At 69.8% G+C, this 13,162-nt stretch carries 9 protein-coding genes; 2 read left to right on the top strand and 7 right to left on the bottom strand.

The genetic code is table 11. The features are described from left to right. Positions 1-4: 4 nt before the first annotated feature. The 7 genes from ACZ4M5_RS27570 to ACZ4M5_RS27600 form a co-directional block, all read right to left on the bottom strand. On the bottom strand, positions 5-1,222 hold the full coding sequence (locus tag ACZ4M5_RS27570; RefSeq protein ID WP_467740531.1) for an SGNH/GDSL hydrolase family protein: 1,218 nt from the start codon (positions 1,220-1,222) through the stop codon (positions 5-7). Further along, positions 1,219-3,588 carry a glycosyl hydrolase family 95 catalytic domain-containing protein gene (locus tag ACZ4M5_RS27575; RefSeq protein WP_467740533.1) on the bottom strand — a complete coding sequence of 790 codons (2,370 nt, stop codon included), beginning with the start codon at positions 3,586-3,588 and terminating at the stop codon, positions 1,219-1,221. Before ACZ4M5_RS27575 ends, ACZ4M5_RS27570 begins: the two co-directional genes overlap by 4 nt. A gap of 65 nt (positions 3,589-3,653) precedes the next feature. After that, on the bottom strand, positions 3,654-5,489 hold the full coding sequence (locus ACZ4M5_RS27580; RefSeq protein ID WP_467740535.1) for an alpha-galactosidase D: 1,836 nt from the start codon (positions 5,487-5,489) through the stop codon (positions 3,654-3,656). A gap of 48 nt (positions 5,490-5,537) precedes the next feature. Next, the gene (locus ACZ4M5_RS27585; protein WP_467740537.1) at positions 5,538-6,464 is read right to left on the bottom strand and encodes a carbohydrate ABC transporter permease; all 927 of its coding nucleotides are present in this window, start codon (positions 6,462-6,464) and stop codon (positions 5,538-5,540) included. Next, positions 6,461-7,372, bottom strand: a complete 912-nt coding sequence (locus ACZ4M5_RS27590; RefSeq protein WP_467740539.1) for a carbohydrate ABC transporter permease — start codon at positions 7,370-7,372, stop codon at positions 6,461-6,463. The genes ACZ4M5_RS27585 and ACZ4M5_RS27590 overlap by 4 nt, the downstream gene beginning before the upstream one ends. 22 nt (positions 7,373-7,394) lie before the next feature. Then, positions 7,395-8,708 (bottom strand): ABC transporter substrate-binding protein, encoded by a 1,314-nt coding sequence (locus tag ACZ4M5_RS27595; RefSeq protein WP_467740541.1) that lies wholly within the window; start codon positions 8,706-8,708, stop codon positions 7,395-7,397. 18 nt (positions 8,709-8,726) lie between these two features. Then, positions 8,727-9,902: an ROK family protein gene (locus tag ACZ4M5_RS27600; RefSeq protein ID WP_467740543.1), complete on the bottom strand. Its 1,176-nt coding sequence runs from the start codon at positions 9,900-9,902 to the stop codon at positions 8,727-8,729. A 177-nt stretch (positions 9,903-10,079) separates the two neighbouring features. Between ACZ4M5_RS27600 and ACZ4M5_RS27605 the strand changes: the two genes are divergently transcribed. Together ACZ4M5_RS27605 and ACZ4M5_RS27610 are read left to right on the top strand one after the other, a co-directional pair. Then, the gene (locus ACZ4M5_RS27605) at positions 10,080-12,257 is read left to right on the top strand and encodes an alpha-galactosidase (protein ID WP_467740545.1); all 2,178 of its coding nucleotides are present in this window, start codon (positions 10,080-10,082) and stop codon (positions 12,255-12,257) included. Positions 12,258-12,382: 125 nt separating this feature from the next. Next, a complete protein-coding gene (locus ACZ4M5_RS27610; RefSeq protein ID WP_467740547.1) occupies positions 12,383-13,159 on the top strand; it encodes an NPP1 family protein in 777 nt (258 codons plus the stop codon). The last annotated feature ends 3 nt before the right edge of the window (positions 13,160-13,162 follow it).

A 13,162-nucleotide genomic window follows, 5' to 3' on the forward strand; every position in this document is an offset into this window, starting at 1 on the left:
GTGTTCAGCCGGTGCGGCGCGGGCGGTCGCAGTCGAGGCGGTCCAGGTCGACCGCGTCGGCCATGGCCTGCATGCCCTTGTCGTTGGGGTGCAGATGGTCACCGCCGTCGAAGACGGGCAGGAGGCGCTCCGGGTCGTAGGGGCTGCGCAGGACCCGGTCGAAGTCGGTGACCGCGTCGTAGTCGCCGCTGGTCCTGATGTAGGTGTTGACCTCCTGGCGTACGGCTTCGGCGGCCGGGTCCCATTCGGACCAGCCCTTGAAGGGAGCGACGGTGGCTCCGACGACGCACTTGCCCGCCTTGTGCGCGCGGTCGGCGATCTGCCGGTATCCGGCGATCAGGTCCTGGGCGGTGACGCCGGTGTGGGCCTTGAGGTCGTTGACACCTTCGAACAGGAACACGGTGCGCACGCCGGGGTGGGAGAGGACGTCCCGGTCCAGGCGGTCGAGGGCGCTCTGCCCGGCGCCGTCGGCCAGGACCTTGTTGCCGGATATTCCTTCGTTGGCGACGCCCTTGACGGGAGTGCCTGCCTTCTGGAGGCGGCGGGCGAGGTAGTCGGGCCAGCGTCGGTTGAGGTCGGTCGTGGACTGCCAGCCGTCCGTGATCGAGTCGCCCAGCGCCACCACGGCTCCGGTGCCGGCCTGTGGGCGGACCGAGACCGCGTCGAGGTAGAACCACGAACCGATCGTGTCCGTCCATGCCTCGGCGCCCGCCTCCGCCGTGTGGTCGCCCTTCGCGGCGTAGGAGGTCTGCATCGCCATGCCGTGGCCGGTGGCCGGGCCCGCGGCATCGGGCGTGTGGATGCTGACGACCAGGTCGCTCCCGGCGGGCAGCTTGCCGGGCAGGGGGTCGCTGAGCACGCTCTTTCCGGCGGGGACGGTGACGGAGCGGGTTCCGCCGAAGGTCAGCCGCCGGTTGCTGCCCCGCACGAGCGCGGCGCCCTCCGCCCGCAGGCCGGCGTAGGCACTGTCGAAGGACACCGGGCGGTCCCCGAACGCGTTGGAGAGCCGTATGCGCAGATCGGTGCCGGCGACGCTGGTGCGCACGACCAGGCGGTAGCTCCGGTCGGCAACGGCCTCGCCCATCCGGTCCGCGCTCGCCGCCCAGGTGACCACGTCGTCCCGTTGACCCGCGGCCTGCGCGGGAGCCGGCGAGGGCTGCAGGGCGACGGCGGCCAGCACCGCGGCCGTCAACCCGCCGGCGCGGATGAGCCGGCGCGTCATCGGGTGAAGTCCTTGAGTGTGACCGAGTCACCGGGCTTCAAAGACACCGTGCGGGACTTACCCCCGTGCGCGATCGTCGTGGTCCGGCCTCCGACGCTGCGGACACGTACCTCGGTGGGCCTGCCCTGCCGCCACTCCAGGTCGACCACGAAGCCGCCGCGGGCGCCTGCCCCGGTGAGGGAACCGGACTCGGCCCATGCCTTCGGCAGGGCGGGCAGGAGCTCCACATGGCCGGGACGGGAGTACACCAGCATCTCGATCATCGCCGCCGGGGTACCGAAGTTGGCGTCGATCTGGAAGATGCCGCGGCCCTTCTCGACCTCGTAGATGTCGAAGAGGTTGAAGGCGGTGCCGTTGCTGCCGCCGGAGGAGGGGCGCAGGTTGTTCACCACCAGCTGGTAGGCCGTCTCGGCGTCCTTCAGGCGGGCCCAGCACAGGCCGCGCCAGGCGTTGGCCCAGCCGAAGCTCTCCATGCCGCGTGCGGTGAGCAGGGCGGTGGCGCCCTCGACGATGGCGGGCGGGGTGGAGCCGTCGGGGCGGATGCGGTCGCCGGGGAAGAGGCCGACGAGCGGGGAGAGGTGGCGGTGGGTGGTCTCGCCGAGGTTGTCGGGGGACATCCACTCCTCGAGCCAACCCGTCTTCGGGCTGACCTCGGGCAGGTGGAGCTTTCGCCGCAGGGTGCCGACGGTGTCCGCGTAGGCGCCGTCCTTGCGCAGCTCGGCGGCCGCGGCGCAGTAGTTGCCGAACAGGGTCCATACGAGTTCCTGGGCGTAGGTGATGCCCTTGGCGTCGAGCGGGCCGTGCTCGGGTGACCAGTCGCTGTCGGCGATCAGCACCTCCTTCGAGCTGCCCGGCAGGGTGGTGGTGAGCAGCCGCGCCTCCCAGAACTCGCAGGCGCCCTTGAGGAGGGGGTAGATGCGCTCCAGATGGGCGCGGGAGGCGGTGAACTCGTAGTGCTCGAACAAGGAGTTGCACAGCCAGGCGTTGCCCGCCGGGTGCCACCACCAGCCGTTGCCGCCGTGGGGGTTGGTGGAGATGGCCACCGTCCAGCCGGCGATCTTGCCGGTGGAGTTGCGGTAGCGATTGCGCGGGTCGTTGAAGTGCTCGCGGGTGAGGTCGGTCCAGGAGGGCAACTGGGCGAGGCAGTAGTCGGTGAGCGCGTCGAAGCAGTCGGACAGGCCGGCCCGGTCGGCCAGCCAGTAGTTCATCTGGATGTTGATGTCGGTGTGGTAGTCGCTCATCCAGTCGGGGTCGTTGCCGTCGAGCCACAGTCCCTGGAGGTTCAGCGGCAGGCTGCCCCGGGAGCCGGAGATCATCAGGTAGCGGCCGAACTGGAGGAAGGCGGCTTCCAGTTCGGGGTCGGGTGTCCCGTTGCGGGCGCGTGCCCGGATGCGTTCCCAGGTGTCCAGGGAGCGCTGCTCGGCGGTGGAGGTGCCGAGGGAGACGTCCATGCGGCCGTACAGGGCGCGGTAGTCGGTGACGTGGGTCCGCAGCAGGGCGCCGACGGTGTGGGCGGCGGCGGCACGGACCTTGGCGCGGGCCAGGCGCTCGGGGTCGAGGGACGCGTCGCGGTAGTGGGTGGCCGCGTCGGGCTTGTAGTTGGTGCCGCCGCTCACCACCACGGTGAGCTCCCTGCAGCCGGCGAAGGAGACCCGCTTGCCGTCGGCAGTCACGCGGCCGCCCTTGCCGCGGGCGGTGACCGCGGCGCCGTAGCGCAGTCCGTTGGGGAAAGAGGCGCCGAAGGAGGTCGCGGCGTCCTCGCCGTGTGTCCCGGCCAGGGTGACCGTGCCGCTGTAGCGCCCGCCGCCGCTCTGCGTGAAGTGCAGCACGATCACGTCGTCGGGGCGACTGGCGAAGATCTCCCGCCGGTAGGTCACACCGGAGCGCTCGTAGGACGTCGTGACGACGGCCCGCTCGAGGTCGAGTGTGCGGCGGTACCCGGAGACGGTGGACAGATCGTGGCCGTCGAGATCGACGGTGAGGCGGGCGAGCAGGGTGAACGAGCCGAAGTCGTCACGGCCGTAGGGGAATTGGCCGTCCTGGTCGAGGACGTCGTTGAGCCCGCCGGTCCACATCGTGGCGTCGGTGATCAGGAGCAGTTCGCGGCCGGGGTCGTTGCTCGCGAGGGCGCCGAGGCGGCCGTTGCCCACGGGCAGGCCCTGTTCGATCATCGAGTGGTCGTCGGCGGGGGCCTGCCACCACAGACGTCCGGCCGGGGACGCGGGGAGGGACGGCGCGTCGGTGGGGCGTTGCGGCGCGGCGGAGGCGGTGAAGGCGGGCAGGGTGCCGAGCGCTCCGGCGAGGCCGGCCGTGGCGGTGAGCGAGAGCAGGGTTCTTCTGCTGGGGTGTGACGGGCGGAGGTTCATGGGGGCGGCTCCGGGGACGTCGGGCGGGGGCCCGGCGGGTGGCCGGGCCCCCGTGTTCATGGGTGTCAGAGCGTCTTCGGTACGTCGATCCGGTCGATGTCCGGGGCGTAGCCGGTACCGCTGTCGATCGTGATGGTGTTGCTGCCGGCCTTGAGCGTCACCGGGACGCTGACCGTCGCGACGGTTCCCCAGTCCCCGGTGGAGGGGAACTTGTGGCCGGTTCCGCCGCCGGTGTTGGCGGAAACCTGCGCGGAGCGGGCGTCACCGCTGATGTAGGCGATCTTGACCTGGTAGGTGCCGGCCTTGGCCACGACGATGTCGTTGAAGGTCAGCTTGCCTCCCTGGTAGAGGTTGCCGACCTTCTTGCCGTCGGAGCAGGCCGAGCAGTCGGCGACCGAGGCGTTGCCGGCGAGCGTGTTGGCGGATCGCTCCGCCTCGTAGGCCGTGGTCGTCAGGGCCTCGCCCTTGGGGTCGACGGTGAACAGGCGCGAGCCGTGGGCGGGCAGGGCCTGGGTGATCTTGTCCTTGTAGGTGCCGAGGTTCTCGTGGTTCCACAGGTCGCGGACCGCGGCCTTGCCGGTGAAGCCGAGGGCGGCCCAGGCGGCGGTCACCGAGGCTGGCTTGGCGGCGAGGTTGAACAGGGCGACGGTGTAGGTGCCGTCGGGGTTCTTCGACGCCCACACCTGCTGCGGGTCGGAGGGGGTGACCGGGTGCGCGGGTGGGTTCGGGCCCTGGTTGAGGGCGATGACCTCGCGGTTGGTCAGCAGGGACAGGCCGTAGGAGTCCAGGCGGGTGAGGTCGTCACCGGTGTACAGGGGCGACTTGGCGATGGCCCACAGGGTGGCGTAGCTCTGCCGTTCCGCCTTGGTGAGGCCGTCCATCTCGCCGTTGCCGACGTCGAGGGAGTCGAGGTCGTTCCAACCGCCGGGGCCGGCGTGCCGGGTCCACGCCGGGAGGTCGTCCCAGCGGTCGTCGACGGAGTTCTCCCAGCTGACGAGGGTGTTGCAGTAGCACTCGACGTCGGTGTCGATGCGCCAGCCCTGGGAGTGCTTCTTCCAGTCGGCGATCCTGCCGATGTCGAGGGACCAGGACAGTTCCAGGTGGATGGGGCGGCCGGTGGCGGCGATGGCCTGGTGCCAGGCGGCGACGTCGGCGACGTTGTCGTACTGCTCGCCGCTCTTGCCGGAGCCGGGTCCGACGCCGTCGAGCTTGAGGAAGTCGTAGCCCCAGTCGGCGAACAGCTGGGCCTGGGAGTCTATGTACTTCTGGGCGCAGGGGCGGGAGAAGTCGAGCTTGTAGGAGCTGTCCCAGCCGTTGGTGGTGCGCAGGTCGTCATAGACGATGTCGGCGGTGGTGCAGTCGTCGGTGTTCCAGATCGGCGTCCTGCCGTCGTTGTACGCCTCCTTCTCCAGGCCGGCCGGCAGGTAGATGCCCGCCTTGAGGCCCTTGGCGTGGAGGTGATCGGCGACGGCCTTCATGCCGCGCGGGAAGCGGACGGGGTCGGCCTTCTGCCGGGCGTACTGGTCGAATTCGGGCTTCCACGTCTTGTCGCGCCACCAGCCGGCGTCGATGTTGACGTACTCGTAGCCGTACTTCTTCAGCTTGGCGGCCAGGGCGTCGGCCTGCTTCAGGACGTTGGCCTCGGTGAGGTAGCTGTAGTCGCCGTCGGGATTGAGACCCGGGTACTTGGAGGACTGCATGCTCCAACTCGACCAGCCCATGTAGGGCTTGGCGGCCAGGGAGGAGGAGACCTCGGCAGGGGTGGAGGCCGCGGCGGACGTCGTCCGGGTCCCGGCGTGGACCGTGGGGGCGACGGCGGTGGTGGCGCCCGCGGTGAGGGCGAGGACCACCAGGGCTCTGAGGGTGCGTGCGGGCAGGACGGTGTACGAGGATGACCGCATGGGTCGTGCCTCCTGTGGGTTCGGTTTCCGTCGGGGGAGCGGGGCGGCTCAGCCCTTGCCCGAGCCGATGGTGAGACCGCTGATGAACTGGCGCTGGAGCGCGAAGTAGACCAGCAGGGTGGGGATCGCGGTCATCAGCGCACCTGCCGCGATCAGATTGGGGTTGGTGAAGTACTGCCCCTGGAGATTGGCCAGCGCGGAGGTGACGGGGCGCTTGTCACCGGTGTCGATCAGGAGGAGGGGCCAGAAGAAGTCGTTGTAGATCCAGATCGACTCCAGCGTGGCCAGGGCGGCGAAGGCCGGGCGGCACAGGGGGAGCACGATCTGGAAGAACTGGCGCCAGGCCTGCGCTCCGTCGACGACGGCGGCCTCGAAGATCTCCTTGGGGACCGTCCTCATGTAGTTGCTGAGGACGAAGGTGCAGAAGCCGCACTGGTAGGCGATGTGGATGGCGATGATGCCCCAGGCGGAGTCGTACAGCAGCAGGGAGTCGCTCATCCACGGCGGGAGCGGGATCTGCAGGTACAGCCGGTACAGCGGGGTGATCAGGACCTGCGGGGGCAGCAGGTTGCCCGCGGTGAAGAGCATCAGCAGGGCGATGTTGAAGCGGAAGTCGAAGCGGGCGACGAAGAAGGCGACGGCCGCGGAGAACAGGAGCGTGCCGAGGACGGCGGGGACGGTGATGAGGACGGAGTTCCAGAAGAAGTGCGGCATCCCGGACTCGTTCCAGGCGTCGCTGTAGTTCTCCAGGCCGAAGCTGTGCGGCAGGGAGAAGTACCCGTGCTCGGAGGTGTCGCCGTAGGAGCGCAAGGAGGTGTAGACGGCCCACAGCAGGGGGACCAGCCACAGCACGGAGACGCCGCCGAGCAGCAGGTGGCGGCCCAGGTTGCGGGGCGGGCGGGAGGGGCCGTCGTGCGGCTCGGGCCGGCGCGCCGGCCGGGACCGCTGAGCGGGCCGGGGGGCGGTCGTGGTCACTGGTCCTCCTTGCGGAACGTCTGGAAGAGGAACGCCCCGATGGCGGCCAGGGAGACCAGGAGCAGGACGACTGCGAGGGCGGAGCCGTATCCGATGTGACTCGACTCGCCGATGATGTTGTCGGTGATGAGCAGGGACAGCAGTTCCATACCGGGTTTGCTGCCGATGCCGCCGCCGAGGACGTAGACGATGTCGAAGGCCCGCAGGGATTCCATGACGGTGACGACCAGAATGATGATGTTCACCGGCTTCAGCGCGGGAAAGACCACGCGCAGGAACGTCTGGCGGCCGTTCGCGCCGTCGAGTGAGGCCGCCTCTCTCAGAGCCGGGTCGAAACTCTTCAGGCCGGCCAGGTAGAGGATCATGATGTAGCCGGTGTGCCGCCAGCCGGACGCCACGAGGACGGCCCACAGGTTCAGGTCGGGGTTGCCCAGCCAGTCGATGTGGTGGGCCGAACCGGTCGCCCCCAGGAGGCTGTTGAGCAGGCCGGTGTCCGGGTTGTAGATGATCTCCCAGATGAAGCCGACGACGGCGAGGGAGAGCACCATGGGCAGGAAGATCGCCGTCTGGTAGAAGCGCGTGAAGCGGATCTTCTTGTCCAGCTGGTAGGCCAGGAAGATGCCGAACGGGGTCGGCAGCAGCGCCGTGAACAGCAGCCAGACGACGTTGTGCCGTACGGCGGGCCAGAACGGCGGGTAGTTGGTGAAGATCTGCTGGTAGTTCTCCGTGCCCGTCCAGTGGATGTCGCTCAGGTGGATGCCGTCCCAGGTGGTGAAGGACAGCCCGACCGAGGCGAGTGCGGGCAGCCAGACGAAGACGAGCAGGGCGAGGACGGGCAGGCCGATGGCGGCCGTCAGGAAGAGACGGTCGCCCTTGCTCAGCCGGGAGGGGGAGGTCGCGGAGGACACGGCGGGGCCTTTCCGGTCCTGGTCAGGCGGAGAAGAAGCGCGAGCGCTGGGACTCGATCCTCTTCAGCGTCGACGCTCCGTCGTCGGGGTGGCCGAGCCATTCGGTGAGGCCGGGCAGGACGACGGTGGAGATGAAGCCGGGGTCGCTGTCGCGGTCGGCGAACTGGCTGATGTGCTTGGCGGAGGCGATGAGTTCGGCGGACTTCTTCTGCAGGTCGTTGTAAGAGGCGGTGGACGCCTGCCTGTTGACGGCGAGGTTGCTCGGGTCGACGCCCATGTACAGCTCTTCGGCCCGGGCGCCGCCGAGGAATTCCAGGAACTTCCGCGCGCCGCTGTCGTTCTTGGGCTTGCGGCTGAGCATGAACCCGTCGGTGGGCGCCTCGACGGCGTCCTGCCCATGGCTGCCGTCGATCTCCGGGAAGGGGAAGAAGTCGATGTCGGCGCGTATCTTCTCGTCGGTCACCTGCTGGCCGAGGAAGAGCCCGATGACGGCCATGCCCGACTTCTTGTCGATCAGTGACTGTGCGGCGTCCTGCCAGGAGCGCCCGCCGGCGCCGCTCTGGTAGTACGGGGTCACCTCACGCCACAGGTCCAGGACGCGGGCGGCCCGCTTGTCCGTCCAGGAGACCTCGCCGCGCATGAGCTGCATGTGGAAGTCGTAGCCGTTGGCCCGCAGGTCCAGGTAGTCGAAGGCACCGAGCACGGACCAGCTGTCGCCGCCGCCGTAACCGGAGGCGATGGGCGCCAGGCCGTCCTTCTTCATCTGCTTGGCCAGCCTGGTGAACTCGTCCCACGTACGCGGCACTTCGTAGCCGCGTTCCTCGAAGACGCTCTTGCGGTAGAAGACCGCCCACGGGTAGTTGTACAGCGGGACGAAGTAGTACTTGCCGTCCTCGCCGCGCGAGAGCTGCTTGGTGGCTTCGCTGAATCCGCCGCCGATGGTGTCCCACACGTCGTCGACGGGAGCGCACAGGCCCTTCTTGGCGAAGTACTGCATGCGGTAGCCGGCGAACCAGGTGAAGACGTCGTCCGGGGTGCCCTGCAGGTAGCTGGTGATGCTCTTCTGGAAGGTGTCGTGGTCGACGGTGTTGGTCGACACCTTCAGGTTCGAGTCCCGGGTGAACGCCTTGGTCACGGCCGCGTAGGCCGACTTCGGCGTGGCGTCGGCTCCGTTGGAGCCGAACGTGACCGTCTTGGGGTCGGCTGCCGCTCCTGCGCCGCATGCGGTGAGCAGCGGGGCGGACAGGACGGCGGTTCCGAGACCGAACAGCCCGCCCACGACTCTGCGACGGCCGGGACCCTGCGCAGCCAGGGGAGTGCGGCTCTGCTGCGTCATCGTTGCTCCTCGTGCGTGTTAGTTCGTGTCTGATCTGATGAAGGACTGGATCGCGGTGGCCGCGGCCCCGCGGGCCCATTCCTCGAAGGGCAGGGGGCGGGTCCGGACGTCGCACCGGGCGGCGGACCCGAAGGCGGCCGCGGTGAAGGCGTCGCGGATCTGCTCGGCGAACAGGTCGTAGGCGGCGAGCCCTTCACCGGAGATGATCACGCGCTCGGGGCCGAGCAGATTGGCGACCGTGGCGATGCCGCGGCCGATGGCGTCACCTGCAGCCGCGTACACCTTCCGGACGCCGGCCACGTTCTGCCGGGCGAGCTCGACGGCGTGGAGCGGATCGGCGACCTCGGCCCCCGTCGCCTCCCGGATACGGCGGATGATCGCGGCGTCCGACGCGATCGCCTCCACACAGCCGCGGTTGCCGCAATGGCAGGGTGGGCCGGCCGGATCGACGGTCACATGGCCGATCTCACCCGCCACACCGTGCGCACCGGCGACGACCCGGCCGTGTACGACGAGTCCGCAGCCGATGCCCGCGCCGACCGTCACGACAGCGAAGTCGGACAGGCCCGCTCCGGCGCCGAACCACTGTTCCGCGACGGTGAGCGCGCGCACGTCGTTGTCGACCGTGACCGGCAGACCGGTGATCGTGGCGGCCAGTTCGGCCAGCGGCACGTCGTGCCACTCAAGGAACGGCGAGTAGCGGACGGTGCCCTCCCCGCGGTCGACGTCTCCGGACACGGCGACGCCGAGGCCCAGGACCCCGACGCCGAGGCCGGCCGCCTCGGCGAGCAGTTCCTGCACCAGGTCGGCGGCCGAGGCCAGGACCGATCCGGGGTCCCGGCCCTCCAGCGGAGTGTGACGGGAGACGAGGATCCGGCAGCACAGGTCGGTGAGGACACCGATGATCTCGTCACCGGTCACCTTCAGGCCGACGAACAACGCTCGCCCACCGTCGACCCGGACCAGGTTCGCCGGCCGCCCGAGCGAGGGACGGGCGTCCTCGTCGGCCCCCTCCACCAGGTAACCGGCCTCGATCAGAGGACGGACCGCCTTGGTGACGGCGGCGGGCGACAGCCCGGCTCGGCGGCCCACTTCGAGGCGCGTGAGGGGGCCGTGCGACAGGACGGTGGTGAAGATCTGGGAGGCGGCCGGTGTGTTCACCGGGAACGTCTCGGGGTGGAGGGCGGGTTGCATGGCCGGAACCTATGTTGCTTATTTTCTGCTGTCAATGAAAGAAGCAGAGATCGCTCGATGTGAAGCTCGGGCCCGTATTAGGCATGCAAATCCTCTTCAGGCGTGGGGGGTTGACACATGATCCAAGGTCGCGGTTGTCTCTGCCGCAGCATCCCCGAAGCCCGAACGTGAGGCCCCATGCCGTTGATCTCCCGCTCCCCCGACACCGGGACGTGGCTGCTGAACACCCAGGGCACGTCGTACGCGCTGCGGATCGACGAGAGCGGCGCGCCCTGCCACGTGGCCTGGGGCCCGCGGCTGACCCTGGACGAGGCGGAGGAACTCCTCACCCCGCCCGGCCCGTCGGCCAGCAGCTTCGAGGGCCGGCCGCCGGTGGGTGAGGAACTGCCCGTCGACGGCGGAACCCGCTACGGGCCCCCCTCGCTGCAGATCCGCTACGAGGACGGCACCCGCGCGTTCGAATGGCAGCCGACCGGGCACACGGTCGTCGAACCCTGCGCGGGCACCGCCGAGCTGATCCTCGAATTCCGCGACCGGCTGTACCCGCTGGAGGTGGCCCTCCACTACCGCGTGCGCGACGACACCGACGTCATCGAGCGCCGCACCGTACTGCGCAACGGCGGGGACCAGCAGCTGAGCCTGCTGCGCGCCGACTCCGCCGCCTGGGCCCTGCCCCCGCTGCCGGACTACCGCCTCAGCCACGTCACCGGCCAGTGGTCGGCCGAGAGCCGGCTGCACCGTGACCGGCTGCCGCACGGCGAGACCGTGCTGACCAGCCGGCGAGGTGTCACCAGCCATCACGCCAACCCCTGGGTGATGCTGGACTCCGGCGAAGCGACCGAGCAGCACGGCCGGGTGTGGAGCACCGCCCTGGCGTGGAGCGGCAGTTGGCGCATCACCGTGCAGCGCACTCCCGACGGCCGCGTCGGCCTCACCGGGGGCGCCGGCCACGAAGGCGTCCCCGTACCTCTCGCGCCGGGGGAGGAGTTCACCGCTCCGGTCTTCGCCGGGCTGTACACGGACGGCGGATTCGGCGCGGCGGGCCGCGCCTGGCACGCCTACATCCGCACCTACGTGATGCCCCACGCCCACGAGACGGCCCCGGTGCTGTACAACTCCTGGGAGGCGACCGGCTTCGACGTCGACCAGGTCGGCCAGAAGGCGCTCGCCGAACGGGCCGCCGCACTGGGGGTGGAGCTCTACGTCGTCGACGACGGATGGTTCGGCGGCCGCCGCGGCGACACCGCCGGCCTCGGCGACTGGGCCCCCGCCCCCGACCGTTTTCCGGATGGACTCGGCCCCCTGGCCCGAGCCGTCCACGACCTCGGGATGCGCTTCGGCATCTGGGTCGAGCCCGAGATGGTCAACCCCGACAGCGACCTGTACCGCGCCCACCCCGACTGGGTCCTGCACATCCCCGGACGGCAGCGCACCGAGTTGCGCAACCAGCTCGTCCTCAACTTCGCCCGCCAGGACGTCGCCGACTGGGCCTACGACTGGCTCACCCGTCTCGTGGCCGACCACGGCATCGACTTCCTCAAGTGGGACATGAACCGGTCCTTCGGAGAAGCCGGCTGGCCGGGACAGTCCGACGGCGCCGACCGGCTGTGGACCCGCTACGTGAGCAATCTCTACGACGTCATCGACCGGCTGCGTGCCGACCACCCGGACCTGCGGATCGAGACGTGCAGCGGCGGTGGAGGCCGGATCGACCTGGGCATCCTCGCCCGCACCGACCAGGCATGGGCGTCGGACAACACCGACGCCGTCGACCGGCTGTCCATCCATCACGGCTTCACCCAGCTGTATCCGGCGCGTGCGATGTCCGCCTGGGTGACCGATGTGCCCAACCAGCTGACCGGCCGGTCCGTTCCGCTGCGCTTCCGCTTCCACGTCGCGATGTCCGGGCTGCTGGGCATCGGCGGCGATCTCACGGCGTGGTCCGAGGAAGAACTCGCCGAGGGGGCGGCGCTGGTCGCCGAGTACAAGGAGGTGCGGCACCTCGTGCAGCACGGTGCGCTGTACCGGCTGTCCGCGCCGCCGCTGGACGACACCCCCACCGTCGTGGAGTACGTGGCCGAGGACGCCGGCGAGGTGCTGATCCTCGCGTGGCAGCGCGGGCCGCGCCACGGAAGCCCCAGGTTGCCGGTGCGGCTGGCCGCCCTGCCTGCCGGTGCGCGGTACCGCGACAGCCGCACCGGTGCCGTCCACCACTCGACGGTGCTCACCGAGTACGGCTTGCGTCTCGACCTGCCGGCCGGGGACTGGGCCAGCACAGCCGTGCACCTCACCCGTGTGCCCGAGGACCTGCCCCGTCGGCGGCGGTCCCGGTTCGCCGGACACGACGACATCTGAACGGACGGCCCGGGAGCCGGTCTCCCGGGCCGCAGCACCGCTTTACCCTCCGCCCTGGATGAGGAGCTGACGTGCGCAACTCAACACGCTCGACGACACGGCACGCTGAATCGGACGAGCGCACCATGCGCGCACGACGGACGCGGCGGACGCGGTGGTCGGCCCTCTCCGGCGTCCTCGGCGCGATGGCGCTGGTGGCTGCCTCGCCCGCCCCGGCCCACGCGAGCGTCCTGCAACTCCTGCCCCAGAACGCCGACGGCCTGGAGCAGACCTTCTCTCCTGCCTACGACTACGACACCGACGGCTGTTACGCGACCGCCGCCATCGGCGCCGACGGCACCGTCAATCCCGGTCTGCCGCTGGGCGGCGACGTCAACGGCAAGTGTCACGACCAGGCCCAGCTGGCCAACGCGAACACCTACTCCCGCGAGAAGTGCAACAACGGCTGGTGTGCCGTCGTGTACGCCAGCTACTTCGAGAAGGACCAGGCTACCCTCGGACCTCTGGCCATCGGACACACCCACGACTGGGAGCACGTCGTGGTGTGGATCAGCGACGACGAAGTCCGGTATGTCGCCGCCTCGCACCACAGCACGTACGTGATCGCGGCACGCTCGTCCGTGCGCTTCGACGGCACCCACCCCAAGATCGTCTATCACAAGGACGGCGCCTCGACGCATGCGTTCCGCTTTGCCGACGGCAACGACGAACCTCCGGAGAACGCGACAGGCGGCTGGTTCTATCCCCGCCTGGTCGGCTGGAACGGCTATCCGGCCGGCTACCGCGACAAGCTCATGAGCGCCGACTTCGGCGCGGCCTCCATCAAGATCAAGGACGGGGACTTCGCGTACGCACTCACCCAGTCCAAGCCCGCCGGGATCCCGTTCGACCCGGGCGCCTGAGAA

It is taken from the genome of Streptomyces sp. NPDC026246, assembly GCF_055567995.1.

Bases quoted from the DNA above. Each gene is read 5' to 3' on its own strand.
- ACZ4M5_RS27600 (WP_467740543.1), bottom strand. From the start codon at position 9,902: ATGCAACCCGCCCTCCACCCCGAGACGTTCCCGGTGAACACACCGGCC.
- ACZ4M5_RS27595 (WP_467740541.1), bottom strand. From the start codon at position 8,708: ATGACGCAGCAGAGCCGCACTCCCCTGGCTGCGCAGGGTCCCGGCCGT.
- ACZ4M5_RS27570 (WP_467740531.1), bottom strand. From the start codon at position 1,222: ATGACGCGCCGGCTCATCCGCGCCGGCGGGTTGACGGCCGCGGTGCTG.
- ACZ4M5_RS27610 (WP_467740547.1), top strand. From the start codon at position 12,383: ATGCGCGCACGACGGACGCGGCGGACGCGGTGGTCGGCCCTCTCCGGC.
- ACZ4M5_RS27580 (WP_467740535.1), bottom strand. From the start codon at position 5,489: ATGCGGTCATCCTCGTACACCGTCCTGCCCGCACGCACCCTCAGAGCC.
- ACZ4M5_RS27575 (WP_467740533.1), bottom strand. From the start codon at position 3,588: ATGAACCTCCGCCCGTCACACCCCAGCAGAAGAACCCTGCTCTCGCTC.
- ACZ4M5_RS27605 (WP_467740545.1), top strand. From the start codon at position 10,080: ATGCCGTTGATCTCCCGCTCCCCCGACACCGGGACGTGGCTGCTGAAC.